Annotated in this window: 23 protein-coding genes; 10 read left to right on the top strand and 13 right to left on the bottom strand. The window is 70.8% G+C overall.

Annotated elements, in window-relative coordinates:
* The first annotated feature begins 114 nt into the window (after window positions 1–114).
* Window positions 115–1281, top strand: a complete 1167-nt coding sequence (locus J5V96_RS07355) for an acyltransferase family protein (protein ID WP_208502194.1) — start codon at window positions 115–117, stop codon at window positions 1279–1281.
* A gap of 43 nt (window positions 1282–1324) precedes the next feature.
* Here J5V96_RS07355 and aztD read toward each other — a convergent pair whose 3' ends face one another.
* From aztD to aztB, 4 genes are read right to left on the bottom strand one after another with little or no spacing between them, the layout of a single operon-like run.
* Window positions 1325–2527, bottom strand: a complete 1203-nt coding sequence (gene aztD, locus J5V96_RS07350; RefSeq protein ID WP_208502192.1) for a zinc metallochaperone AztD — start codon at window positions 2525–2527, stop codon at window positions 1325–1327.
* Between the two features lie 22 nt (window positions 2528–2549).
* A complete protein-coding gene (aztC, locus tag J5V96_RS07345) occupies window positions 2550–3494 on the bottom strand; it encodes a zinc ABC transporter substrate-binding protein AztC (RefSeq protein WP_208502190.1) in 945 nt (314 codons plus the stop codon).
* Complete coding sequence (locus tag J5V96_RS07340) at window positions 3491–4696, bottom strand: ABC transporter (protein WP_208502188.1); 1206 nt, start codon at window positions 4694–4696, stop codon at window positions 3491–3493. Before J5V96_RS07340 ends, aztC begins: the two co-directional genes overlap by 4 nt.
* A gap of 41 nt (window positions 4697–4737) precedes the next feature.
* Complete coding sequence (gene aztB / locus J5V96_RS07335) at window positions 4738–5610, bottom strand: zinc ABC transporter permease AztB (RefSeq protein WP_208502186.1); 873 nt, start codon at window positions 5608–5610, stop codon at window positions 4738–4740.
* 55 nt (window positions 5611–5665) lie between these two features.
* On the opposite strand from aztB, the gene aztA reads away from it, so the two are divergent.
* The 4 genes from aztA (at window position 5666) to surE (ending at window position 9268) form a co-directional block, all read left to right on the top strand.
* Window positions 5666–6364 carry a zinc ABC transporter ATP-binding protein AztA gene (gene aztA, locus J5V96_RS07330; protein WP_307793550.1) on the top strand — a complete coding sequence of 233 codons (699 nt, stop codon included), beginning with the start codon at window positions 5666–5668 and terminating at the stop codon, window positions 6362–6364.
* A 46-nt stretch (window positions 6365–6410) separates the two neighbouring features.
* Entirely contained in the window at window positions 6411–7433 is a 1023-nt protein-coding gene (locus tag J5V96_RS07325; protein WP_208502184.1) for an isopenicillin N synthase family dioxygenase, read from the top strand.
* A 72-nt stretch (window positions 7434–7505) separates the two neighbouring features.
* A complete protein-coding gene (locus tag J5V96_RS07320; RefSeq protein ID WP_208502183.1) occupies window positions 7506–8531 on the top strand; it encodes a PfkB family carbohydrate kinase in 1026 nt (341 codons plus the stop codon).
* The gene (gene surE / locus J5V96_RS07315; RefSeq protein WP_208502181.1) at window positions 8528–9268 is read left to right on the top strand and encodes a 5'/3'-nucleotidase SurE; all 741 of its coding nucleotides are present in this window, start codon (window positions 8528–8530) and stop codon (window positions 9266–9268) included. The genes J5V96_RS07320 and surE overlap by 4 nt, the downstream gene beginning before the upstream one ends.
* A 103-nt stretch (window positions 9269–9371) precedes the next feature.
* Here the strand turns inward: surE and rpsO are convergent, their stop codons facing one another.
* Window positions 9372–9641 (bottom strand): 30S ribosomal protein S15, encoded by a 270-nt coding sequence (gene rpsO / locus J5V96_RS07310; RefSeq protein WP_018187174.1) that lies wholly within the window; start codon window positions 9639–9641, stop codon window positions 9372–9374.
* A gap of 171 nt (window positions 9642–9812) precedes the next feature.
* On the opposite strand from rpsO, the gene J5V96_RS07305 reads away from it, so the two are divergent.
* The gene (locus J5V96_RS07305) at window positions 9813–11870 is read left to right on the top strand and encodes an acyltransferase family protein (RefSeq protein ID WP_208502179.1); all 2058 of its coding nucleotides are present in this window, start codon (window positions 9813–9815) and stop codon (window positions 11868–11870) included.
* A gap of 50 nt (window positions 11871–11920) precedes the next feature.
* Window positions 11921–13216, top strand: coding sequence for an MFS transporter (locus tag J5V96_RS07300; RefSeq protein ID WP_208502177.1), 1296 nt, complete (start codon window positions 11921–11923; stop codon window positions 13214–13216).
* Window positions 13217–13282: 66 nt separating this feature from the next.
* Here J5V96_RS07300 and J5V96_RS07295 read toward each other — a convergent pair whose 3' ends face one another.
* The 3 genes from J5V96_RS07295 to J5V96_RS07285 form a co-directional block, all read right to left on the bottom strand.
* The gene (locus J5V96_RS07295) at window positions 13283–13831 is read right to left on the bottom strand and encodes a YceI family protein (RefSeq protein ID WP_208502174.1); all 549 of its coding nucleotides are present in this window, start codon (window positions 13829–13831) and stop codon (window positions 13283–13285) included.
* A gap of 161 nt (window positions 13832–13992) precedes the next feature.
* Window positions 13993–14364: an FKBP-type peptidyl-prolyl cis-trans isomerase gene (locus tag J5V96_RS07290; protein ID WP_208502172.1), complete on the bottom strand. Its 372-nt coding sequence runs from the start codon at window positions 14362–14364 to the stop codon at window positions 13993–13995.
* A gap of 200 nt (window positions 14365–14564) precedes the next feature.
* The gene (locus J5V96_RS07285) at window positions 14565–15782 is read right to left on the bottom strand and encodes a PrsW family intramembrane metalloprotease (RefSeq protein ID WP_208502170.1); all 1218 of its coding nucleotides are present in this window, start codon (window positions 15780–15782) and stop codon (window positions 14565–14567) included.
* A gap of 122 nt (window positions 15783–15904) precedes the next feature.
* Here J5V96_RS07285 and J5V96_RS07280 point away from each other — a divergent pair, with 122 nt between their 5' ends.
* A complete protein-coding gene (locus J5V96_RS07280) occupies window positions 15905–16774 on the top strand; it encodes a fumarylacetoacetate hydrolase family protein (protein WP_208502168.1) in 870 nt (289 codons plus the stop codon).
* 64 nt (window positions 16775–16838) lie between these two features.
* On the opposite strand, the gene J5V96_RS07275 is transcribed toward J5V96_RS07280, so the two are convergent.
* A complete protein-coding gene (locus J5V96_RS07275) occupies window positions 16839–18296 on the bottom strand; it encodes an aspartate ammonia-lyase (protein ID WP_208502166.1) in 1458 nt (485 codons plus the stop codon).
* A 9-nt stretch (window positions 18297–18305) separates the two neighbouring features.
* Window positions 18306–19217: a metallophosphoesterase gene (locus J5V96_RS07270; RefSeq protein ID WP_208502164.1), complete on the bottom strand. Its 912-nt coding sequence runs from the start codon at window positions 19215–19217 to the stop codon at window positions 18306–18308.
* A 17-nt stretch (window positions 19218–19234) separates the two neighbouring features.
* On the opposite strand from J5V96_RS07270, the gene J5V96_RS07265 reads away from it, so the two are divergent.
* Window positions 19235–20176, top strand: coding sequence for a carbohydrate kinase family protein (locus tag J5V96_RS07265; protein ID WP_208502162.1), 942 nt, complete (start codon window positions 19235–19237; stop codon window positions 20174–20176).
* A gap of 19 nt (window positions 20177–20195) precedes the next feature.
* On the opposite strand, the gene J5V96_RS07260 is transcribed toward J5V96_RS07265, so the two are convergent.
* Window positions 20196–20519, bottom strand: coding sequence for a peptidase (locus J5V96_RS07260; RefSeq protein ID WP_208502446.1), 324 nt, complete (start codon window positions 20517–20519; stop codon window positions 20196–20198).
* On the bottom strand, window positions 20519–21775 hold the full coding sequence (locus J5V96_RS07255) for an inorganic phosphate transporter (protein ID WP_208502160.1): 1257 nt from the start codon (window positions 21773–21775) through the stop codon (window positions 20519–20521). The genes J5V96_RS07260 and J5V96_RS07255 overlap by 1 nt, the downstream gene beginning before the upstream one ends.
* A 189-nt stretch (window positions 21776–21964) precedes the next feature.
* Between J5V96_RS07255 and J5V96_RS07250 the strand changes: the two genes are divergently transcribed.
* Window positions 21965–24100 carry a S9 family peptidase gene (locus tag J5V96_RS07250; protein ID WP_208502158.1) on the top strand — a complete coding sequence of 712 codons (2136 nt, stop codon included), beginning with the start codon at window positions 21965–21967 and terminating at the stop codon, window positions 24098–24100.
* 86 nt (window positions 24101–24186) lie between these two features.
* Here J5V96_RS07250 and J5V96_RS07245 read toward each other — a convergent pair whose 3' ends face one another.
* Window positions 24187–25215: an ATP-dependent 6-phosphofructokinase gene (locus J5V96_RS07245; RefSeq protein WP_208502156.1), complete on the bottom strand. Its 1029-nt coding sequence runs from the start codon at window positions 25213–25215 to the stop codon at window positions 24187–24189.
* Window positions 25216–25322: the final 107 nt, after the last annotated feature.

Raw genomic sequence — 25322 nt, 5'->3', positions numbered from 1 at the left:
GCGAGTTCGACCTCTTCGTCACCTGAGGATTCTGCCAGCAGGAAGCGCTCCCGGATCGCACCGGGCGCGCGGTGGCGACTCCGGCGTGGCGGAGGGCCCGAGTACCGTGTAGTGATGAGCACGCCCTCCCCGACGACCGGCTCGCACCCTCGCGCGAAGAGGCGCGTCCCCTACTGGGACAACGCGCGCTTCGCATGCATCCTGCTCGTCGTCCTGGGGCACGCGATCCAGCGGCTCACCTACGACTCCGACATCGCGTACGCGGTCTACCTCGTCATCTACGCGTTCCACATGCCGGCGTTCGCGATCATCTCGGGCTACTTCTCGAAGTCGGATCCGCCCAACCGCCGTCAGATGGCGCGGGTGGTGACCGACATCCTGCTTCCGTACCTGATCTTCGAGGGGCTGTGGTGGCTGACGAAGACCCTGGTGGAGGGCGAGGCGTCGCCCAACATCACCAAGCCGTCGTGGACGCTGTGGTTCCTGCTCGCCCTCGGCATCTTCCGGCTGATCCTGCCCTACCTGGCACTGCTGCGGTGGCCCCTGCTGTGGACGCTGATCGCATCGGTCGGCGCGGGGTACCTGCCCAACGTCGGCGCGACCTTCTCGCTCGCGCGCACCCTGGGCTTCCTGCCCTTCTTCGCGCTCGGATGGTGGCTGCGCGAGCGCGACGTCGTCGGGCGTCTGCGTCTGCTCGAGCGCAAGGCGTGGTGGGCGCGCGTCAGCGCAGTGGCGGTGTTCGCCGGCGCCGGCGCCATCGCGTGGTTCGGTCTGGACGGCTGGCACGCGATGGACATGCGCAACTGGCTGTTCTACGACCAGGACTACGCGCACTTCCTCGGCGACGAGGGCGGCCTGCCCTGGTGGGCGGGTGGTGTGCGGCTCGCCCTGATGGTGCTCGCCGTTGTGCTCTGCGCGGCCTTCTTCGTGCTCGTGCCGCGTGGACAGTTCTCGTTCACCAAGCTCGGCAGCTACACGATGTACATCTTCCTGCTGCACTCGTTCGTGCTGTATCCGTTCCGCGAGTCGGGCCTGCTCCGCGACCTCGAGCCCACCTGGATCTGGCTGCCGATCGTGGTCGTCGCATCGGTGCTGCTCACGGTGGCGCTCGGTTCGAAGCCCGTGCGCTGGGTGTTCCGCCCGCTCGTCGAGCCTCGGGCGCGCTGGCTGTTCGCGGATCCGTCGATCACGCCCCGCGGCGGGGCGGACCCGACCGGATCACGTCGGCCGCGTGAGACCCCGCGGGGCGGGGCGGATCGCGCGGGCGCCCGCCGCCCGTGAGCGGACGCCCGGGGCCGTGCCCCGGGCATCCGTCCCGCCAGGCTCAGCCGAGCGCCACGGCGAGCTCGTTCGGAGCCGCGTCGAGCTCGACGCTCGCGACGGTCTCGCCCGTGGTGAGATCGATCGCGTGGACGGCGTTGCTCGACGGCTCGGTCACGTAGGCGATGTCGCCGGCGACCTTGATCGACGGGTGCGGATCCTGCCACTCGGCCGGTCCCTCCCAGGGGTCGATCACGTCGAAGGCATCCACGAGCTCACCCGTGGCGGGGTCCAGCACGTGGATCGCGCCGTCGGTCGCGAGAATGTACGCCAGGTCCTCGGGCCCGCGCGCCACGTCGCGGTACGTGAAACGCACGTCGTCCGGAAGCTCGACCACCTCGAGGGTCTCGGCCGCCGTGTCGATGAGCGTGACCGCCCCGAGCAGGTAGCCCTCGGCGTCGGGATCGCTCTTGTAGTCGCCCACGACGATCGGGCTCGTCTCCGACACGTAGGCGTTGCCCATACGGCCGTATTCGTCCGGAGCGGTCAGCTTCACGAAGCCGCCGTCCTTGTAGAGGAGCGCGCCGTTCTCGCAGCCGAACACGGCGACCTCGTCGGCCGCGGTCCCCTCGCCGTGGATGCCCGGGCAGGCGTCGCTCGACGCCGCCTCGTCCCAGTGGTCGTCGTGGGCGTGCAGCGCCACGGCGCCGGTGCGTCCGGTCTCGTCGCCCACCGTGGTGAGCAGGGTGCCGTCCTCCAGCACGATCGAGACGCCGTGGTGGGCCGCATCCGCCGCGTACGTCTCGGTCTCGGGCAGCTCGGTGGCGCCGGGCTCGATCGCGTCGGTGTCGACGATGGTCGTCGTTCCGGTGCCGTCGTCGAACAGCACGGTGCGGCCGTGATGGATGACGACGTGCCCGGGGGTCGTGGCGCCGAACACGAGGTCGGTCAGCTCGGGCGCCGCGGTGTCGAGCAGCTGGAATCCCTGCGAGGTGGTGACGGCGATGTGCCGCCCGTCGCCGAACGGATTCAGGCGCGTGAACGCCTCCGTGGCGACCTCGCCGACCACCTCGAGCGTCTGCGGATCGAGCACCGCGATGCCGTTCTCGTAGGCGACGGCGACCCGGCCCTCGGCCGGGGCCTCGGCCTTCGGGGCGCTCGTGCCGCTCGCGCCGGGCGCGGCGGGCGGACTCGCGCAGGCCGTTGTGACCAGCGCCGCCCCCGCGAGTGCGGCCGCCGCGGCGATCAGTCGCGTATGTCTCTTCATCGTTTTCCTTTCATGGGTGGCCTCATCGGCTGAGGCCCTGTGCGATGCGCTCGGTGTTCGCGCGCATCATCGTCAGATAGGTGTCGGCGCCCTCTCCGGGCTCGGTGAGCGACTCCGTGTAGAGCTCCACCACCTGGATGTCGATCCCCACCTCGCTCGCGAGCGCCTGCACAAGGCGGTCGGGCTGGGAGGACTCGGCGAAGATCGTGGGCACCCCGGCGTCCTCGATCGCCGCGGCCAGGTCGCGCAGGTCCGCCGCGCTGGGCGCGGCGAGCGTGGTGCCACCGGGGATGACCGCACCGACGACGCGGAAGTCGAAGCGGTCGGCGAGGTAGCCGAAGACGTGGTGGTTGGTCACGAGGGCGCGGCGCTCGTCGTCGATCGCGGCGAACCGCTCGCTCATCTCGGCGTCGAGATCCGCGAGCTCCTGCCGATAGGCGTCCGCACCCGCGCGCACGGCGGGCGCGTCGATCCCGTCGAGCGCCACGAGGGCCTCCTCGAGCCCGTCCACGACGTCGCGCATACGCTCCGGATCGGTCCAGAAGTGCGGATCGTCCGCGCCATCGGCCTGCTCCTCGCTGTAGGGCAGCACCTCGATGACGTCCCCCGCGACGAACGGCGTGGCGCCCGCCGCGACCGCTCGCTCGAGGTGCTGGGCGAGGCCCTCCTCGAGCCCGAGCCCGTTGGAGACGAGGAGGTCGGCGGCGCCGAGCTCAGCCGCCTCCTGCGCCGAGATCTCGAACGAGTGCGGATCGGCGTTCGGTCGCATGAGGACGCGCACATCCGCCTCGTCGCCCACGATGTTCTCGACCACGTCGCCGAGGATGTTCGTGGTCACCACGATCCGGATCTGCTCGCCGTCGCGCGCGGGGACGCCGCAGCCGGCGAGCGCGAGAACGCACGCCGCGAGGGCCGCGATGCGCACCGGCACGGCGGCGCGCGCGAGGCGGCGCGGAGCGGGGCTCATCGACCCACCTCGGCGAAGAACGTGGGGACGGTCGGCGTGGCGAGGGTCCGCGCGATGCGCGCCCCGTCGGCGTAGGCGATCTCGTGCACAACCCCCGCGGCCGGGTCGTTGAGGTACGCCCGCTGCGCGTCGACCGACAGGGTGACGCCCGCGGCGACCTCGACGAGCGGCGCGGTCGCCGCGCGCTCCTCCCCGCTCGCGCCGTACACGTGCACGCGACCGGATTCGTCGAGCGCGACGACGCTGCCGTCGGCGTCGTCGGACGCCACCACGCGCGCGAGCGGCACGGGGGTGTCGATCAGCTGCCATGCGCGCTCGCGCACATCCAGCAGCCAGAATCCCCGATCGCCCGCGACGGCCGCCACGGTCGGCCTTCCCTTCCGCGCGTCGAAGGACATCGCACGCTCGGCCGTGGCGCCGACCGGGTACGGGATCGTCTCGAAGACGGGCTCGTCGCGCTCGATGCGCGCCACCACGGCGCCCTCCTCGCAGCCCACAACGAGGCCGGCGCGCGTGGTGATGGATCCGGACGGCGCCGTGCACGGCGCGCCGGGGACCGGTCCGCCGGCGGCGTCGTGGAAGGCGAGACCGCCGTCGGCGTCGCTGACGAGCGCGCCATCGCCGAGCGGGGCGATCACCCCGTTCGGCGCTCCCGTCCGCACGCGCAGGGTCTCCACGATGCGGCCACGGGACAGCTCGGCATTGTCCAGCAGCACGGCCTCGCCCGAGCCGGCGAAGAACAGGCCGGTGGCGCCGGCGGTGGAGAGCGCCCCCGTCGAGACGCTCACGGGCCCCTCCCCCGGCACCTCGCCCAGGATCGACGGCTCTGATCGGTAGTAGTGGAAGTGGTCGACGTGGTCCCAGGTCCACACGCCGCTGTCGATGACCGTCACGGCGCCGTCTGTCTCCGCGAACACGTAGCGGCCATCGGTGGCCGTGGAGCGCGGAGCCTCGATCGCCCCGAGCTCGGCCTCGGAACCGTCGAGGAGGTCGAGCGAGCCGACCGCGCCCTGAGCATTGATCGACACCAGCTGCAGGGGCGGCTCGGCGACCTCGGCGGCACCCGTGATCGCGCCGTGACCGGCGGAGGGCTCCTCGGGCGCGGCCGAGGCGGCCCCCTGGCCGGCGGTCGATGAGCATCCGGCGAGCGCGGCGAGCAGCAGGGTGCCGGAGACGATCAGGAGGGGGCGTCGGGGGGACATCAGTTCCTTTCGAGGGGTGATCAGGGGCGTCGTCGCGGGGGTCATCGCAGGGCCGCCACCGGCGGGGTATGACCCGCCCCGTGACGGGCACGGCGGATGCCCCCTCGCACCACGGCGGAGATCGCGGTGAGGAGGATCGCGCAGCACGCGATGGAGGCGCCGGCCGCGGTGCCTGCGTGCCACGAGACGAGCAGCCCCGCGACCACCGCGGCAGTGCCGCAGGCCGCGGCGAGCAGCATGGTGGGGGCGATGCGCGTCGTCCAGGTCCGGGCCGCCACGGCGGGGCCGAGCAGCAGACCGACCACGAGCAGCGAGCCCACCGCCTGGTAGGAGGCGACCACGGCGAGGGTGACGAGACCGGTCAGCACGATCTGTGCCAACTGGGGTCGCAGGCCGAGCGCCTGCGCGATCCGCCGGTCGAAGGCGGCCGCGACGAAGGAGCGGTGGAAGACCGCGGCGAGCGCGATCGTCACCACGGCGGCGACGGCGAGCAGCAGGATGTCGCCCCCGCCGATCGCGAGGATGTCCCCGAACAGGATCGTGGTGGCGTCCGTGGCGAAGCTGCGCGAGTGGGACACGATGATGACCCCGAGCGAGAGCATCCCGACGAACAGCAGACCGATGCTCGTGTCGTAGGTCAGGCGACCGCGCCGCTGCAGCGCCCCGATCGCGGCGCTCATGGCGATCGCGCTGGCGGCCGCGCCGAGGACGGCGGGTGCGCCGGTCACCGTCGCGACGGCGACCCCGGGGAGCATGCCGTGCCCGATAGCCTCCCCCAGGAAGGCCATGCCGCGGATGATCACCCAGGTGCCCACGACGGCGCAGATGACGGCGACGAGGGCGCCGCCGAGCAGAGCGCGCAGCACAAAATCGGCGCTGAAGGGCGCGGCGAACCATGCGAGGAAGGGGGGCATGGTTGGGGAGTCTAGGTGAATATGAGAATGATTATCAATTGCTATAGTCGGCGGAGTGTCCTCCCCCCGTGATGCCGTTCTCGCTCAATCCGTCTGCTTCGGCTACACCGCGCAGGACGTCCTGCACAACGTCTCCGTCCGTCTCCCGTTCGGCGAGGTGACCGTACTGGCCGGGCCCAACGGATCAGGCAAGTCGACGCTCCTGGAGCTGCTCGCCGGCGTCCGTGTACCCCGCTCCGGTCGCGTCATCCGCTCCGCCGAGGTCGCACTCGTCGTCCAGCGCCCGGACGCGCCCGACACCCTTCCCGTGACCGTCGCCGACACCGTGGCGATGGGCACCTGGCGACGCCCACGCGCCGGCTACAGACCGCGACCGACGCGCGCCTCGCGGCGCGCCGCGATCGCCCAGGCGATCGAGCGGGTCGGGCTGGCCGGGCTCGAGGGGCGCCCCTTCGCGGACCTCTCCGGCGGCCAGCGTCAGCGCGCCCTGATCGCGCAGGCCCTCGTCGGGCGACCGGGGATCCTGCTGCTGGACGAGCCTGCGGCCGGTCTGGACCACCGCAGCCGGGAGATCACGCAGGCCCTCCTCGCCGAGGAGGCGCGCCGCGGAGCCGCCGTCGGCTGCGTGACGCACGACGACGCGGCCATCGCGGCAGCGGATCGCGTTGTGCACCTGAGAGACGGCCGGATCATGTCGGCCGCGCCCGATGACGACGCGCCCCGTAACAAACAACGCCTCGCCGCCGGTCTGTGACGACACATATTCGCGCAGGCCGACCAGGGTTTGTACGGTCGCTTCCATGACCGACCTGACGCTGCCGATTCTGGATCTCTCACAGCTCGATGCGGGCCCCGAGGCCGCGGCCCGTTTCCGCGACGAACTGGCGGCGGCCACCCGCGACGTGGGCTTCTTCTATCTCGTGGGCACGGGCATCTCCCCCGAGCTCGAAGAGCGGGTGCATCGCGTCTCGCGCGCGTTCTTCGATCTCCCCGAGGAGGAGAAGCTCGCGATCGAGAACCTCACCAGCCCGCAGTTCCGCGGCTACACGCGCATCGGCGGCGAGCGCACCCAGGGGAAGGTCGACTGGCGGGAGCAGATCGACATCGGTCCCGAACGTGAGGTCGTCGCCGAGCCGGAGCACGACTTCGACCGGCTCATCGGCCCGAACCTCTGGCCCGAGGCCCTGCCGGAGCTGCGGGAGGTCATCACCGAATGGCACGACCGCCTCACCGACGTCGCCCGCCGGCTGCTGCGCGCGTGGGCCGTGGCGCTGCACGCGCCGGAGGACCACTTCGAGCGCCACTTCGGCGACCCCGCCACGCTCATCAAGATCGTGCGCTACCCGGGCGTCGACACGGACGAACCGCAGCAGGGCGTCGGCGTGCACAAGGACTCGGGAGTGCTCACCCTGCTGTGGGTCCAGCCCGACCGCGGGGGCCTGCAGGTCGAGTTCGAGCAGGAGGACGGCTCGCGCGTCTGGATCGACGCCCCGCCCGTCCCGGGCTCGTTCGTGGTCAACATCGGCGAGATGCTCGAATACGCCACGCAGGGCTATCTGCGCGCCACGAACCACCGCGTCTTCTCGCCTCGCGCCCCGCAGGATCGCATCTCGATCCCGTTCTTCTTCAACCCCGCCCTGGATGCCCGGCTGCCCCTCCTCGAGCTGCCGCCCGAGCTGGCCGCCCTGGCGCGCGGGGTGGAGCAGGATCCGTCGAACCCGATCCACGCGCTCTACGGCGAGAACGCCCTGAAATCGCGTCTGCGCGCGCACCCCGATGTGGCCGAGCGGTGGCACGCCGACCTCGTGCCGGCCTGGACCTGAGCCGCTAGCGCCCGGGTCCGCCCGACGCAAGGGGGCTGAAGCCCGGCCGGGAGCCGTCCTAGCGTCATGATCATGCCGGATATCGCCGTCTTCGCTCCTTCACCCTCCCTCACGGTCACCATCGAGGACCGCGGAATGGAGGGCGACGACTCCGCCCCGGAGATCCATATCCATGCGGGCGGACAGGGCGTGTGGCAGGCCCGGATGCTGCGCCGGCTGGGAGTGTCCGTCACGCTCTGTTGCGTGCTCACGGGCGAGCTGGGGCGTGTGGTGCGGCGTCTGCTCGAGGACGAGGGGTTCCGTGTGGCCGCGGTCGAGAGGGAGGGGCACGGCGCCGGATACGTGCACGACCGCCGCGATGGGGAGCGCACCGCCATCGCGGAGTCCCCCGGTGAGCCGCTCGGTCGGCACGAGCTGGATGAGCTCTACGGGGTCATGCTGCGCGCGGGGATCGATGCGGGCCTGGCCATCCTGAGCGGACCGGACGGCGACGGAGTGCTGCCCTCCGACACCTATCGCCGGCTCGCCGCGGATCTGCGCACGAACGACGTGCGGGTGGTGGTGGATCTGGCGGGCGCCCGCCTGCTCGCGGCTCTCGAGGGCGGGGCCGACGTCGTCAAGGTCAGCGACGAGGAGCTGCGCGCCGACGGGCTGCTCACCGACGCCGGTGACCTCGGTGCCGTGCGCGCGGCCGTCGAGGAGCTGCGCCGTCGCGGCGCACGCGACGTGATCGTGACGCGAGCGGGACAGCCGTTCCTCGTGTGCAACGGCCCGCGGGCGTTCGAGATCACCCCTCCCCCGCTGGAGGTCGCCGATCATCGCGGTGCGGGCGACTCGCTCACCGCGGGCACCTGCGCCGGTCTCGCCGCCGGCCAGTCGCTGCGGGAGGCGGTTGTCACGGGTGCCGCGGCCGGCGCACTGAACGTGACGCGGCACGGCCTCGGCACGGGAGACATGTCGACGATCGAGCGACTGCGCGAAAGCGTCGTCGTGCGGGAGCTGCCCGCCGCCGAGCACGATCCGGACGAGAGCCACGGCCGGGTGAGCCCCGACGGGCTCGCGGCGCTGGCGGAGCAGGAGCCGGAGGACGGGCGATGACGCGGGTGCTGGTGACCAACGACGACGGCATCGACGCTCCGGGGCTGCATGTGCTCGCCCGGGCGGCCGTCGCCCAGGGATTCGATGTCACGGTGGCGGCGCCGGAGCGGCAGTCGAGCGGCGCGAGCGCCTCCATCGTCGCGGGTGAGGAACAGGGCCGCATCGCCGTGGAACGGCGCACCCTGCCAGGGCTCGACGGCGTGCCGTCGTTCGCGGTGCGGGGAGGTCCCGGCCTCATCGCCCTGATCGCCGCGCACGGCGCCTTCGGCGAGCGCTTCGACGTGGTGCTCTCCGGTGTCAATCACGGGGCCAACGTCGGGCGGGCCATCCTCCACTCGGGCACCGTGGGCGCCGCGCTCACGGGCGGCCTCAACGGCGCGTGGGCGCTCGCCATCTCGCTCGATGTCGGGATGAAGCCCGAGGTCTTCGAGTGGGAGGCCGCATCGGCGACCGCTCTGGAGATCCTGCCCTTCCTCCTGTCGCTCGAGCGCGGATCGGTGCTGAATCTGAATGTGCCCAACCGCCCCGAGCATGCCGGGGTCCGCGAGGCCCCGCTCGCGCCCTTCGGCATCGTGCAGACCACGCTCTCAGAGCGCGGAGAGCACCACATCCGGCTCGCCGTGGAGGATCTGCCGAACGTCCCGGATCCCGGCACCGACGCCGCTCTGCTGGCCGAGGGCTACGCCACCGTCACCGGCGTCGAGCCCGTATCAGGTCGCATCGTCGGTTTCCGCTGAACAGCGAAGGCCCGCCCCACACCGTGGGACGGGCCTTCGAGAAAGCGATTGAACGCTGGTGTCGAGCTGATGCTCGCTCACCTGGTTGCGAGAAGCGACCAGATCAGCGGCGCAGGCCGAGACGCTCGATGAGCGAGCGGTAGCGGTTGATGTCGACATCCTGGAGGTAACCCAGGAGGCGACGGCGCTGGCCGACCAGGAGGAACAGACCACGACGCGAGTGGTGGTCGTGCTTGTGCTCCTTGAGGTGCTCGGTGAGGTCCTTGATGCGCTGCGTCAGCATCGCGACCTGCACCTCGGGGGATCCGGTGTCACCGGGGTGCGTCGCGTACTCTTCGATGATCGCCTTCTTGACATCTGCTTCGAGAGCCATGGATGGGATCCCCTTTCTCCTCATTGCGCGGCGCTCGGCACCTGATGTGCGAGCTCTCTTTATCCGCGGCCGATCGAACGGCAACTTCACGAGTCTATCAGCGATAGAGGCGCCTGCGAACCGGCGCCGCGGATCCACCGGCCGTTAACCCGCGCGACTTATCGTGCCCGGATGCGCAGCACGTCCCCTCCCTCGTCCGGTCGCGGGCTGCGCGCCGACATCCAGGGTCTGCGCGCGGTGGCGGTGCTGGCGGTGCTGCTCGCGCACACGGGCATCCCGGGATTCGCGGGCGGCTTCGTGGGCGTCGACGTGTTCTTCGTCATCTCGGGCTTCCTCATCACGGGGCACCTGCTGCGTGAGCGGGCCGAGCGCGGACGCATCTCCTTCACCGCCTTCTACGCCCGGCGCGCCCGGCGACTGCTGCCTGCCGCGCTCACCGTGGTCGCATTGACCATGGCGGCAGCCACGCTGCTGATGTCGCCGCTGCGGATCGCATCGGTGGCGCAGGACGCGATCGCCACCGCTCTGTACGTCCCCAACCTGCGCTTCGCCGTCGAGCAGACCGACTACCTCGCCGGCACCGAGCCGTCGCCTTTCCAGCACTACTGGTCGCTCGGTGTCGAGGAGCAGTTCTACCTGCTGTGGCCGCTGCTTCTCGTGGGCCTGGCCGCCCTGGGCGCCCGTCCGTGGCTGCGCCGGATCACCCGGCACGGGCTGGCCGCGGGCATCGCGGTGCTCGCCCTCGTCTCCCTCGCGCTCTGCCTCACGGTCGCCGAGATCTCCCAGCCCTGGGCGTTCTTCGCACTGCCGACGCGCGCATGGGAACTGGCGACCGGGGCGCTCGTGGCGTGCGCGGCGAACGCCCTCGCGCGGGTGCCCCGACCCCTCGCGGCGGTCGGCGCGTGGGCGGGGTTCGCCGCGATCATCGGCGGCGTTGTGCTGCTCGACGACACCGCGAGCTGGCCGGGGCCGCTGACGCTTGTGCCCGTGCTGGGCACGGCGGCGGCGATCGGCCTCGCACCGGCCGCCGGGCGCGCAGGACCGCAGCGCGCTCTCTCCCCCGCTCCCCTGCAGTGGACGGGGCGCATCTCCTACTCGCTCTACCTGGTGCACTGGCCCCTCGTGGTGTTCGCCGCCGAGCGCCTCACCCTCGACGGATCACTGCCGCTGTGGGCCGGGATCGTGATCGCCGCGGTGGCGCCGTGCCTCGCGTGGGTGCTGCACCGCCTCGTGGAGGAGCCGCTGCGCCACCCGCACACCCGCACCCCCGTCACCCCGCGCGCGCACGGACGCACGCTCGCCGCCATGGCGGCGAGCTCGCTGGCCATCGCCGCGGTCGTGGGCGGTGCGGGCACGGCCGTCTCCGCACTGCCGATCGACGCGGGTCGCGCCGCACCGCACACCGCCCTCACCTCGCTGCCGCCGGGCACCGACTACGTGCCGAGCAACCTCGCCCCCTCGCTCACCCGCGCGGCGGACGACACCGGCGAGATCTACACCAACGGATGCCAGCAGGACAAGTTCACCGCGGAGCTGACGACCTGCGAGTACGGCGCGGCGGACGGAGATCTCCGGATCGCGCTGTTCGGCGACTCGCACGCGGGCCGTCTGTTCCCGGCGGTCGAGCGCGTCGCCGAACAGGCGGGGGCGCGTCTCACGACCCTCACCAAGAGCGGATGCCGCTCGATCGACACGGTCCATGCCTGGACCACGACCGGCGACACCGACTGCGCCGCCTGGCGCGAGGCCGCACTCGCGGCACTCGTGGCCGATCCGCCCGACGTCGTGCTGATCTCGAACCACATCGGTCCGATGCCCGGGCGCGATCCGGTCATCATCCAGGAGGACTGGGAGGAAGGGATCGAGGCGGTGCTCGCGCGGCTGCCGGCCCAGACCATCCCCGTGATCGTGCAGGACAACCCCGAGCTGCCCTTCTCGGCGCCCTCGTGCCTCGCCGAGCACGTCCACAGCGCCGCCCGGTGCGCCGCCCCGCGCGAGGAGGCCCTCAACCCGGCGGTGCGCGCGGCGATCGACGCCGTCGCGGCCCGCACCCCCGCCGAGGTCGTCGACCTCACGGATGCCATGTGCAACCAGCGCACCTGCCCGGCGATCATCGGGGCCACGCTCGTGTACTCCGACGACCACCACCTCACGGCCACGTTCGGAGCCGAACTCGGCGATCCGCTCGACCGGGCGCTGGCGCCCATTCTGCGGCAGGCGGCGGGCTGACCCCGGCTGCCGGCGTCATAGAGTCGAGAGGTGCTTCACAGGACCATGCCGTGAGCGAGCGCCGCGGCCACCTCATCGACGTCCGACCGCTCACCCAGAGCCCCGCGTTCGCGCGACTGTGGCTCGGCACGCTGCTCGGCGGTCTCGGCGGGCAGCTGACGATCACCGCCGTCATGCTGCACATGTTCGCGCTGACCGGATCGACCTTCGCGGTCTCCATGATCGCGTTCGCGGGCCTCGTTCCGATGATCGTCGCCGGCCTCTACGGCGGAATGCTCGCGGATCACTTCGACCGTCGCGCGGTGGCGCTCACGGCCGCGGTGATCGGATGGAGCGCCACGGTCGCCCTCGCGGTGCTCGCCTGGACGGGCCTCGTCAACGAGTGGTGGCTGTACGCCCTGTCGATCCTGAGCTCGGCCGCCACGACCGTCGCCTCGGCGACCAAGATGGCGATGACGCCCACCCTCGTCGGCAAGGACCTCATCGCCCCCGCTGCCGCTCTGCAGGGGATCACGGGCGGCATCATGGTGATGGCCGGGCCGGCGCTCGGCGGCATCCTGGTCGCGGCGTTCGACTACCCGCTCACGTACACGATCGACGTGATCCTGACGCTCTCGCTCTTCCTCGGCTTGGCGACCCTGCCCAAACTCCCGCCCGAGGGGCAGACCGAGCAGCCGGGTCTGCGATCCATCCTCGACGGATTCGGGTTCCTCAAGACGGCCCCGAACATCCGGATGCAGTTCCTGCTCGACATCATCGCGATGACCTTCGGGCAGCCCATCGCCCTTTTCCCCGCGCTGGGGGTGGTGCTGCTGGGCGGCGGTGAGGTGACCTCGGGGATCCTGATGGCGTCGATCGCCGTGGGCGTGTTCGTGTCGAGCCTGTTCTCGGGTCGCGTCGTCACGGTTCGCCGCCAGGGTCTCGGCATCGCGCGGGCGATCCAGGCCTTCGGGCTCGCCACGGGTCTGTTCGGCCTGGTGCTGATGGGCGCGGCCTTCGGCTGGTCAGGCCACGCGACCGAGGCCCATCCGGACATCCCGATGATCGTGCTGGCGTGCATCGCCCTCGCTCTCACGGGCGCCACCGACAACGTCAGCTCGATCTTCCGTCAGACCATGCTCCAGGCCGCCGTGCCCGATGCCGTGCGGGGCCGCCTGCAGGGCATCTTCATGGTGGTCGTCGCCGGCGGGCCCCGGATCGGAGCGCTCGTGACGGGCGTGCTCTCGGGCATCGCCCTGTGGGTGCCGCCGCTCGCGGGCGGCATCGCGATCATCGTGATCGTGGCGGTCATTCTGCGCTTCGCGACCCGCTTCCGCGCCTACGACGCGCTCGAGCCGCAGCCCTGATGCCTCGGCTCCGGGCACATGAAGGGGCGGGTGCGCGATGCACCCGCCCCTTGTCGTTCCCGCTGCTTACGCCTGAAGCGAGGCCTGCAGGTCGAGCGTGATCGTGACGTCCTTGCCGACGAGCACGCCACCGGTCTCGAGGGCGGCGTTCCAGGTGAGGCCGAACGACTCGCGGTCGACCTTGGCGGTGCCCGTGGCGCCCGCCTTGAAGTTGCCCCACGGGTCGGTGCCGAAGCCGCCGAGCTCGAGGTTGAAGGTGACCGGCTGCGTCACGCCGTGGATGGTGAGGTCGCCGTCGACGAGGAACTCGCCGTCCTCCTCGCGCACGCCCGTCGAGACGAACTCGATCGTCGGGAACTGCTCGGCGTCGAAGAAGTCGGCGGAGCGCAGGTGCTGGTCGCGGCCCTCGTCCTTCGTGTTGATCGAGGCCACGTCGGCCTTGGCCGTCACGGACGCCTCGAGCGGGTTCTCGGGAGCGACGATCGTGCCCTCGATGACGTGGAAGGCGCCCTTGACCTTCGAGATCATCATGTGGCGGACGCTGAAGCCCACCTCGGAGTGCGCAGGGTCGATCGTGTAGGTGCCGGGACGGTAGCCGGGGATCTCGATGGTCATGTCTCTCCTTGGCAGAGGGGTGATGGAAGCGGTGCCGCGAACGGCGTCACGGGTGATAATACCTATTCAGTCGCATATATTCCCGACACGCGGAGATTCGTCGGGAGACGACGAAGCGCCCCCGCGGACGGAGGCGCTTCGGATCACGCGGCTGAAGGGGGTCAGCCGACCTTGATCAGGTCGATGATGAAGATGAGGGTCTTGCCGCTGAGGAAGTGCCCCGCGCCGGCGGGACCGTAGGCGAGGTGCGGCGGGATGACGAGCTCGCGGCGGCCGCCTTCCTTCATGCCCGGGATGCCGTCCTGCCATCCCTGGATCAGGCCGCGGAGCGGGAACTGGATGCTCTCGCCACGACCCCACGACGAGTCGAACTCGTCGCCGGTCTCGTACTCGACGCCCGCGTAGTGGACGGTGACGGTGTCGCCGGGCTTCGCCTCGGCTCCGTCACCCTCGATGAGGTCGCGGATGACGAGCTCCTCGGGCGCCGGGCCCTCGGGGGCGTCGAACTCGGGCTTGGTGCGATCTGCGCTCATGGCTCCATCGAACCACGATCGCGACCGCACCGCCGGGGCATTCGCGGAACGCGAACATCCGGATCCGTGCGCGCAGCGCCCCGGACAGCACTCAGCGCCCGGGTCGCGGCGATGCCTGCGAATCATCCGGGCGCTGAGTTGATCTGAATCCAGGATGCTCCCGCGTTCCGCGGAGTGTCAAGACCCCGCGCGGGGGCAGATCAGCGGGACAGCAGCGACCTCCGGGTCGCGGTGATCCGCGCCAGCAGCACGTGCTCGTCCTGCTGCGCGTGCGGGTCGCGGCCCGAGATCGCGCGGTGCCGTGCCGCGGCGAGCGCGGACGCGTCGCGGATGAACGAGACCATGAGCGTGCTGCGGCCGCCCGGGAGGGATGCGGCCCACGCCCTGCCCGCACGACGTCCGCGGGGAGTCGCGAGCATGTCGATCTCCTGCGGGGTGAACCAGCCCGCGACAGCATAGTCTCCGAGGCGCTCGCGGGTCAGGCGGGCCTCCTCCTTGCGCAGGTGCACGACACCCCAGACGAACAGCGCGAAGATCGGCACCTGCAGCACGATGTAGTACCCGAGGAAGCCGATGAGTCCCCCGGAGATGACGAACGAGGCGCCGTTCCACAGGGCGTGCAGCGCGACGGCCGCGGCATAGCCGACGATCGCGTAGCCGATCAGCGGCAGCGCCTTACGGCCTCGCCGGGCAGCGAGGCCGATCGCAAAGCCGGTGCAGGCGGTGAACATCGCGTGGGTGAAGGGCGACAGGATGGCGCGCAGGAAGAACGTCACCCCGAGCTGCACCTCGCCTCCCTCCAGCAGCGAGATGGCGAAGTACTGGATGTTCTCGGTGAAGGCGAAGCCGGCTCCGACGAGAGCGCCGTAGACCACGCCGTCGACGGGACCGTCGAACGCGCGGCGGCCGATCCAGACCAGCAGGAGCAGGCCGAGACCCTTGAACCCCTCCTCCACCAGCGGCGCCTGGATCACGGGGCCGAAGAACTCCGTGCGCTGGATGCCGAGCGCGTAGTCGAGGTACTCGAAGGCGATGCCCACAAGCAGCGTGAACGCGATCGACGCGACGCCGCCCCAGGCGAGGGCGAAGAACACCAGAGCCTTCGGCTCCGGCTCCCAGCGATCGATCATCACCACGACCCAGATCACGACCGCGAACGGGATGAGGGCGAGGATGAGCCCCACGGCGGTCGCGCCCGGGCCGAGGAAGACGACGAGGTAGGCGAGCACGGCCAGCAGGAGGATGCCCAGGACGGGCCAGATCCAGACCGGGACGCTGCGGCCCCTCTTGTCGGGAACCGGAAGGGGCGCGACGGCGGCGGGCGCCGGGGCGATCGCGGCGCCCGCTCCGTACGCGGGCTGCGCGAGGGCGCTCGGAAACGGCTGCGGGTTCGGAGGTGTCAGGCCGGCGTTCGTCATGTTCTCCCCAGATCGCACCGCGGCGCGCCCGCGGACACCCGTCATCCTATGGGTGCACCGGCACGCCCCGAGATACCGGTCGGCTCAGCGCCGCGGGTCGCCCGGGGACTAGCCTGGATGGCATGCGATTCGCCCACGTCGTGCGTCCCGGGGGCGCCTCCGCCACGCTCGTCATCGTCGACGACGAGGGCGCGGTGCCGGTGCCCACTCTGATCCCGGACGGACCGTCCACCCTGGAACAGCTGATCGCAGGCGGGCCGCAGCTGCTCGACGCCGTGCGCGAGGCTGCCGCCGGCTACGCCGGCGAGCGGCTGCCGATCGCCGACGTCTCCTTCGCGCCCGCGGTGCTCGCGCCGCCCACGATCATGGCGATCGGCCTGAACTACGCCGCCCACTCCGGCGAGCTGAACCTCAAGACCGACGACACCCCCACCGTGTTCACGCTCTGGCCCAACTCGATCGCCGCTCATAACGCCACAACGACCTGGTCGCGCTCCCTGGCCAAGGCCGTCGACTACGAGGCCGAGCTCGGTGTGATCATCGGCACGCCCGCGCGTGATGTGAGCGAGCAGGACGCCCTCTCCCACGTGTTCGGGTACACCGTCGTCAACGACATCACGGCACGCGACATCCAGTACTCCGAGGCGCAGTGGTGCCGCGCGAAGTCGCTCGACGGCTTCACGCCGGTCGGCCCGTATGTCGTCACCGCCGACGAGATCCCGGATCCGCAGAGCCTGCACATCTGGACGGTGCTCGATGGCCACACCATGCAGGACTCGACAACGGGTTCCATGGTGCGCACGGTGGCGAAGCTCATCTCGCACCTGTCGAAGGGCATCACGCTGATGCCCGGCACCCTCATCTCGACGGGCAGCCCGGGCGGATCCGGATACTCGCGCACCCCGCAGGTTCTGATGCGCGACCGTTCGGTGGTGACGGTGGGCATCGACGGCATCGGCGAGCTGACGACGCACTGCCGCGTCGTCGACTGATCCGGGCCCTCGCACGAGAAAGGCACGGGATGCGCTCGCATCCCGTGCCTTTCTCGCGAATTCGTCAGACGCTGGACGCCGGCAGGTCCTCGGCTGCCACCACCGGGATCGCCGAGGTGACCGCTTCGATTCCGGAGAGGCGCGCGGGCGAGAGCTGCTTGTCGACCTCGGAGCGCTCCATGAGCCCCGCCTCGACGACGAGATCGGCAACGCTGCGGTTGGTGAGCAGCGCCGTCTTGGCCAGCGCGGCCGCGGCCGCGTAGCCGATGAACGGGGTCAGCGCCGTGACCACGCCCACCGACGAGCCGACCATCGCCCCGAGGCGGTCGCGGTTCGCGGTGATGCCGTCGACGCAGTTCACGCGGAGCGTGTGCATGCCCTGACGCATCCACGTGATCGACTGGAGGATCGAGTGAGCGATCACCGGTTCGAAGGCGTTCAGCTGCAGCTGGCCCGCCTCGGCGGCCATCGTCACGGTCATGTCGGCGCCCGCCACGGCGAAGGCCACCTGGTTGACCACTTCCGGGATGACCGGGTTGACCTTTCCGGGCATGATGCTGGACCCGGCCTGACGGGGCGGCAGATTGATCTCGCCGAAGCCCGCCTGCGGGCCCGACGAGAGCAGACGCAGGTCGTTGCAGATCTTCGACAGCTTCATCGCGTTGCGCTTGAGCGACGACGAGAACGACATAAACGCGCCCGTGTCGCTGGTGGCTTCGACGAGGTCGGTGGCCGTGGTCAGCGGCAGGCCCGAGATGTCGTTGAGGTGCTCGCGCACCGCCTGCGCGTAGCCGTACGGCGCGGTGACGCCCGTGCCGATCGCCGTCGCCCCGAGGTTGATCTCGTACAGGAGCGACGAGTTCTCGCCGAGGCGCGCGTAGTCCTCCCCGAGCGTGGTGGCGAAGCCGTGGAACTCCTGCCCGAGGGTCATGGGCACCGCGTCCTGGAGCTGTGTGCGGCCGACCTTGAGCACGTCGTGGAACTCGCGCGACTTGTTCAGGAACGCGCGACGGAGCATATCGAGCTCGTGCAGCAGCGAGACGTGCACCAGCGAGATGCCGACCTTGATCGCCGTCGGGTAGACGTCGTTCGTCGACTGGCTGCGGTTGGTGTGGTCGATCGGCGACAGATAGGCGTAGTCGCCCTTCTCGCGTCCCGCCAGCTCGAGGGCGACGTTGGTGATGACCTCGTTGGCGTTCATGTTCGTCGACGTGCCGGCGCCGCCCTGGATGACGCCCACAACGAACTGGTCGTGGAACTCGCCGTCGATCACGCGCTGCGCTGCGCGGTCGATCAGATCCGCGCGCTCGTCATCCAGCACGCCGATCTCGCGGTTCGCGCGTGCGGCGGCCTGCTTCACCATGGCGAGGGCGACGACGAGCTCGGGATACACCGAGATGGGTCGCTTCGAGATGTCGAAGTTGTCGAGAGCTCGTGCCGTGTGGATGCCCCAGTAGACGTCGCCGGGGATCTCCAGCGATCCCAGCGAATCCGTCTCAGTGCGGGTCACAGATTGTGTCATTCAGCGAGCCTAGGCGCGCGGAGGCTTCCGCGAGAAGGCCTCGAGACGCTGCTCGGGAGAAAGATCCGCCATTCTTGCGTACCAGTCAGGCGTGAAGTATCCGGCGGGGTCCTCGGCGTCCACCGGCACGACCGTATGCGTGACGGTGTCGGCGTACACGTGCACCAGCTGGAAGCTCTGACCGGCATCCATGCCGTTCACGCGCAGGGGCGGGCGGGCGACGTCCATCGTGTAGCAGGATGCCGCGGCGACGCTCACGGGCACCCCGGCGAACGTGCCGCTCATCGAGTAGTGCAGATGCCCGGCGAGGATCGCCCGCACATCCGATCCGGCGATCACCTGCGCGAGTGCCGCCTGGTCGCGCAGCTCGAGGATGTCGAACATCGGCACGTGGCTCGGCAGCGGCGGATGATGCAGCGCGAGGATCGTGCCGAGCGGCGCCGGCTCGGACAGCACCCCCCTCAGCCACTCGCGCTGCGCGGCGTCGATCTCGCCGTGATGCCATCCGGGAACCGAGCTGTCGAGCGCGACGAGGCGAAGCCCTCCGAGGTCCCAGACGCCCGTGATGGGCGTCTCGTCGGGAACCAGGCCGAGAAGGTCACGGCGCATCTCCGGCCGCTCGTCATGGTTGCCCGCGACCCACACGACGGGGGCGCCCAGGCGCGCCGCCACCGGCTCGACCAGCTCCCGCACCCGCACGTAGGCCAGCGACTCGCCGAGATCGGTGAGGTCGCCCGTGAACACCAGCGCGTCGGGGACGAAGGCTCCGTCGGTCGCCATCTGCTCGACCCGGTCGAGCGTTCGCCGAAGGTTGCCCTCCGTGTCGTATCGGCCTCCGAGCGGCGCATTCGCCGCGAGGAGGTGGGTATCGCTCAGATGGACGATCGTTCGCTGCGCGGGGGCGTGCTGGCCGAACTGCATGCCGCCAGACTAGGCGCATGAGCGCATCCCTCTCTTCCGCGGACCTCCTCGTCGTCGGCGAGAGCGTGGCCGATGTCATCCTCCAGCCCGACGGCACGCAGGTGACCCACGCCGGCGGCAGCCCCGCGAATGTCGCTTTCGGGCTCGCACGTCTGGGCGCCGACGTCGCGCTGCTGACACAGCTCGGAGCGGACGACGACGGCGCACTGATCGCCGCGCACCTCGTGGGCGCGGGCGTGCGGCTGGTGGAGCCGCCGCATCCGGCGCTGCGCACACCACGCGCGACCGCCCGGATCCAGCCCGACGGATCCGCCCGGTACGACTTCGAGATCGGGTGGACGCTCACCCCGCGCGAGACCCGCGCCGTGCGCCACGTGCACACGGGCTCGATCGCCGCCTTCCTCTCCCCCGGCGCCGAGGCCGTGCGCGCCCTGCTCGAGGGCGCGCGGGGCGTGGCGAGCATCAGCTTCGACCCGAACATCCGGCCTGCGCTGCTCGAGGACCACGAGGCCGCGCGGGCGCGTTTCGAGCAGTTCGCGGCGCTCTCGGATGTCGTCAAAGCCAGCGACGAGGACCTCGACTGGCTCTACCCCGGTGAGGACCCCGCGGGCATCGCGCGAGGGCTCGTCGAGACCGGCACGGGCGCGGCCATCGTCACCCGGGGCGGCGACGGAGTGATCGCGATGACCCGCACCGGGCTGCTGGAACTGTCGGCGGTGCGTGCCGACGTCGTCGACACCGTCGGCGCCGGCGACTCCTTCATGGCCGCGCTCCTCGCCGATCTCGGGCGACACGGCCTGCTGGGCGGTGGCTTGCGCGCGACTCTCGCCCGCGACGACTTCGACCTGCGCCCGCACCTCGAGATCGCCGCGCGCGCGGCGGCGATCACGGTGTCGCGCGCGGGTGCGAATCCGCCCTCCGCGGCCGAACTGGCTGCGGAGGGCGGTGACGAGGCCTGATCAGCCGGCGGCGGATCCGTCAGCCCGCGACGATGAGCAGGATGCCCGCGACGACCGCGAGCGCGCAGACCGTGAAGCACGCGTAGGCGCCGAGCATGGCCAGGCGCTTCTGCGCCTCGCTGAGGGGGTTCTTCCTCGCCGCCTTCGCGGCGGCCTTCTCGGCCTTGGCGATCTCCTTCGGCGTGACCACCTGGATCGCGTCCGTCCACTGCACCGGGGCGACGACGGGGATGCGGCCGGCCGCCGCCATCAGCCGCAGGCCGAGCGCGTAGAAGCCGACCACCACAACGGCGCCGATGATCGCCGCGAGGAAGACCTGCAGGAATGCGAGCCAGTCGATGATCACTTGTCCGCGCCCTTCGTCTTCTTCTTCGCCGCCTTGCGGGCGGCCTTCTCCTCCATCGCGCGCTGCTGGCGCGGAGTGGGCGGCGGGTTCTCGTCGAGCTCGACGGCCTGACCGGAGACGGCGACCTCGCTCATCGCGTTGCCCGCGTGGACCTCGTCCTTGCGCGAGCGCAGGAACAGGAAGACGATCGCGATCGTCGCGAGGATCGCGTCGATGATGACGCCCGTCACCCCGAGACCCGCGTTCTTCGACCACACGACGAGGAGCGCCATCAGACCGCCCACGAGACCCGCGGCGGGAAGGGTGAGCAGCCAGCCCACGAAGATCTTGCCGACCATGCCCCAGCGCACCTCCGATCCGCGACGTCCCAGACCCGATCCGATGACGGATCCGGAGGCGACCTGCGTGGTCGACAGCGCGAAGCCGAGGTGGCTCGAGGCCAGGATGGTGGCGGCCGTGGACGCCTCCGCCGAGAAGCCCTGGGCGGGCTTGACGTCGGTGAGGCCCTTGCCGAGGGTGCGGATGATGCGCCAGCCGCCGACGTAGGTGCCGAGCGCGATCGCGGACGCGGCCGCGAAGATGACCCACAGCTCCGGCTCGGGGTGATTCTGCCAGCCGACCGCGATGAGCGCGAGCGTGATGATGCCCATGGTCTTCTGCGCGTCGTTCGTGCCGTGCGCCAGGGCGACAAGCGACGACGTGAAGATCTGGCCCCAGCGGAAGCCGTCGCGACCGTCGGGCTTGCCGTCGTAGCGACGCGTGACGGCATACGCGAGCTTCGTGGCCGCGAAGGCGATGATGCCGGCCGTCAACGGCGCCAGAAGCGCCGGCAGCACGACCTTCGACATCACGACGCCGAAGTCGATGCCGTGGACTCCGAGTCCCACGATCGTGGCGCCGATCAGGCCGCCGAACAGCGCGTGCGACGAGCTGGAGGGAAGACCCAGCAGCCACGTGAACATGTTCCACGTGATCGCGCCGATGAGGCCGGCGAAGATCAACGAGGGGAAGACCTCGCCCGAGATCTGATCCTCGCGGATGATCCCGCCCGAGATGGTCTTCGCCACCTCCGTCGAGAGGAACGCGCCGACGAGATTGAGAATGGCCGCGAGAGCCACGGCCGTCTTGGGCTTCAGCGCACCGGTGGCGATGGGCGTGGCCATCGCATTCGCGGTGTCGTGGAATCCGTTGGTGAAGTCGAAGAAGAGCGCCAGGACGATGACCAGCGCGACGACGAGGGCTGCGGTTTCCACCGTCCGCCTTCCGTGATCGAGGATCCGGGGGGGATCCGATCCTGCGAACGAAGGGTTCGCTATCTGTTCCGGGTCTGGTAACCAGACAGTGCACGATTCTCCCATCGCGAGGACGATGCGGCAAACCGCGCCGGGCGCGTCGCGCGCACGCGCGAGCCGAGCGCCCCACGAGGCGGTTAGCGTGGATGGATGACCGCTCCTCGCCCCGACCGGCGACCCCAGCCCCGCACCCATCACGGCGACACCTTCGACGACCCGTACGAGTGGCTGCGCGAGAAGGAATCGCCCGAGGTCATCGCCCACCTCGAGGCCGAGAACGCCTACACCGACGAGGCGCTCGCCCATCTCGAGCCGCTGCGCGAGAAGGTGTTCCAGGAGATCAAGGGCCGCGTCCGCGAGACCGACCTCAGCCTTCCCAGTCGCCGTGGTGACTGGTGGTACTACGGGCGCACGGTCGCCGGCAAGCAGTACGGCATCCAGTGCCGTGCCCCCATCGCCGGCCCGGACGACTGGACCCCGCCGATCCTGGCGCCCGACACCGAGGTGCCGGGCGAGCAGATCCTGCTCGATGCGAACGCCGAGGCCGACGGGCACGAGTTCTTCTCGCTCGGCTCGTTCGACGTCACGAAGGACGGCACCCGCATGCTGTGGGCGGTCGATGTCGCCGGCGACGAGCGCTACACGATCCGGGTGAAGGACCTCGTCACGGGCGAGAGGCTTCCCGACGTGCTGGAGGGCACCTCGTCGGGCGCGCACTTCCTGCCCTCCGGCACGCACATCGTGTACACGACGGTCGACGACGCCTGGCGGCCCGACCGCGCCTGGCTGCACGAGGTGGGTGCTGCGGGACGCGCGGACGACCGTGAGATCTACCGCGACGACGACGAGCACTTCTGGGTCGGGGCGGGAGTCACCCGCAGCGAGCGGTTCCTCATCGTCGAGTCCGGATCGAGCATCACGAGCGAGGTCGCGCTGCTCGACGCCACGACCGTGGCGTCCGACCCCGAGGCCCGGCCGGAGGTCGTGTGGCCCCGCCGCGAGGGCGTCGAGTACGGCGTCGAGCACGCCGTGATCGACGGCGAGGACTGGCTGTACATCCTGCACAACGACGGGGCGCTCGACTTCGAGCTGGTGCGGGCACGCGCCGGATCGCCCACCGACACCGAGGTCGTGCTCGCACACCAGCCCGGACGCCGGCTCATCGACATCGACTGCTTCCGCGACTTCGCGGTCGTCGAGTACCGCCGCGAGGGACTCCCCCGCGTGGCGCTGCTCGACTACCGCACGCACGCGCTCACCGAGGTCGTCTTCGAGGAGCCGCTGTTCTCGGCCGGTGTCTCGAGCAACCCCGAGTGGTCGCCGCCCGTGCTGCGCCTGGGCTACGGCTCGTTCACGACCCCGGGCTCGGTCTTCGAGTACGTGCTGCCTGCCGGAGCGGCGATCGGGCTCGGCGCGGCGGGCGAACTGATCCTGCGCCGCCAGGTCGAGGTGCTGGGCGACTACGACCCCGCCGACTACGGCCAGGCGCGCCTGTGGGCACCGGCCGCCGACGGCACGCGCATCCCGGTCTCGCTCGTGTGGAAGCGGTCGTTCGGCGAGCCGGGCGACGCCCCGCGCCCGGTGCACCTGTACGGCTACGGCTCGTACGAGCACTCGATCGACCCGGGTTTCAGCGTGGCGCGTCTGTCCTCGCTCGACCGCGGGGTGATCTTCGCGGTCGCCCACGTGCGCGGCGGCGGCGAGATGGGCCGGCAGTGGTACGAGGACGGGAAGCTCGGCCACAAGAAGAACTCGTTCACCGATTTCGTCGACGTCGCGCGGCACCTGGTGGACAAGGGCTACACGACCCCGGATCGCCTCGTCGCGGAGGGCGGATCGGCGGGCGGGCTGCTGATGGGCGCGGTGGCCAACCTGGCGCCCGACCTGTTCGCGGGCATCCTCGCCGACGTGCCCTTCGTCGACGCGCTCACGACGATCCTGGATCCGTCGCTTCCGCTGACCGTGATCGAGTGGGACGAATGGGGCGACCCGCTGCACGACGCGGACGTCTACGAGTACATGAAGTCGTACACGCCCTACGAGAACGTGCGGGAAGGCGTCGAGTACCCGCGCATTCTCGCCATGACCTCACTGAACGACACGCGCGTGCTCTACCTCGAGCCCGCCAAGTGGGTCGCGCGGCTCCGCGATGTCGGCGCCGATGCGCTCTTCAAGTGCGAGATGGTCGCCGGCCACGGGGGCGTCTCCGGCCGCTACAACTCGTGGCGGGAGCGCGCCTTCCAGCTCGCCTGGCTCTTCGAGGTGCTGGGCGTCACCGACGCCTGATCGACGGAGGCGCCGACCGACCGCGCCCCTGAACGGGAGAGGCTCCCGGTGCCGCACGCACCGGGAGCCTCTCTCGAGCGGGGAGCTCAGCCGAAGAGGGCTGCGGCCTCCTCGTAGCGGGACTGCGGCACGGTGTGGAGCTCGCCGAGAGCCTCGGCGAACGGCACGCGGACGATGTCGGTGCCGCGCAGCGCCACCATCTCGCCCCACGCGCCCTCCTTGATCGCGTCGGCCGTGTGCAGGCCGAGGCGCGTCGCCAGAACGCGGTCGAAGCCGGACGGCGAGCCGCCGCGCTGGATGTGCCCGAGCACCGTGGAGCGCGTCTCGATGCCCGTGATGCGCTCGATCTCGGGGGCGAGGATCTCGCCGATGCCGCCGAGGCGGGGGCGGTTGAAGGCGTCGAGGCCCTTGTCGCTGTAGGCCTCTTCCTGGCCCTTGAGCTTGAAGCCCTCGGAGACGACCACAAGCGGCGCGCGACCGCGCTCGAAGGCGGAGCGCACCTGGTCGGTGATCTCCTCGATGGACAGCGGCACCTCGGGGATGCAGATCACGTGCGCACCCGACGCCATGCCGGCGTGCAGTGCGATCCAGCCCACGTGGCGGCCCATGACCTCGGCCACCATGCAGCGCTGGTGCGAGTCGCCGGTCGTGCGCAGGCGGTCCATGGCCTCGGTCGCGATGTTCACCGCCGTGTCGAAGCCGAACGAGTAGTCGGTGGCGCCGAGGTCGTTGTCGATCGTCTTCGGCACGCCGAACACGGGCACGCCGTCCTTCGACAGACGCTCGGCGGCAGCGAGAGTGCCCTCGCCGCCGATCGCGATGATGCCGTCGATGCCGTGCTCGCTCAGCGTGGCCTTGATGTTCTCGGCGCCCCCGCGCTCGCCCTCGTAGGGGTTGGTGCGGGAGGTGCCGAGGATGGTGCCGCCGACCTTCGCGAGGCCCTTGACCTCGTGACGGGTCAGGGGGAAGAAGTCCGCGTCGACGACGCCGCGCCAGCCATCGCGAATGCCCACGAACTCGATGTCGTAGGTGGTGGTGCCCTTGAGGACGACGCCGCGGATGACCGCATTCAGTCCGGGGCAGTCACCTCCGGACGTGAGGATTCCGATCTTCATATTTCGACACTAGCGGGAAGCGGGGGGGCCCCCCGGGGGGGGGGGGCGGGGGGGGGGGGGGGGGGGGGGCTCGGCGCCCGGGCCCCACCCGACCGGGGCGGCGGAAG

This window comes from Microbacterium stercoris (genome assembly GCF_017592545.1).
Taxonomy (GTDB): Bacteria; Actinomycetota; Actinomycetes; order Actinomycetales; family Microbacteriaceae; genus Microbacterium; species Microbacterium stercoris.
The sequence above is the reverse complement of the archived record's forward strand: the minus strand, read 5'-3'. Positions and strand labels throughout refer to the sequence as shown.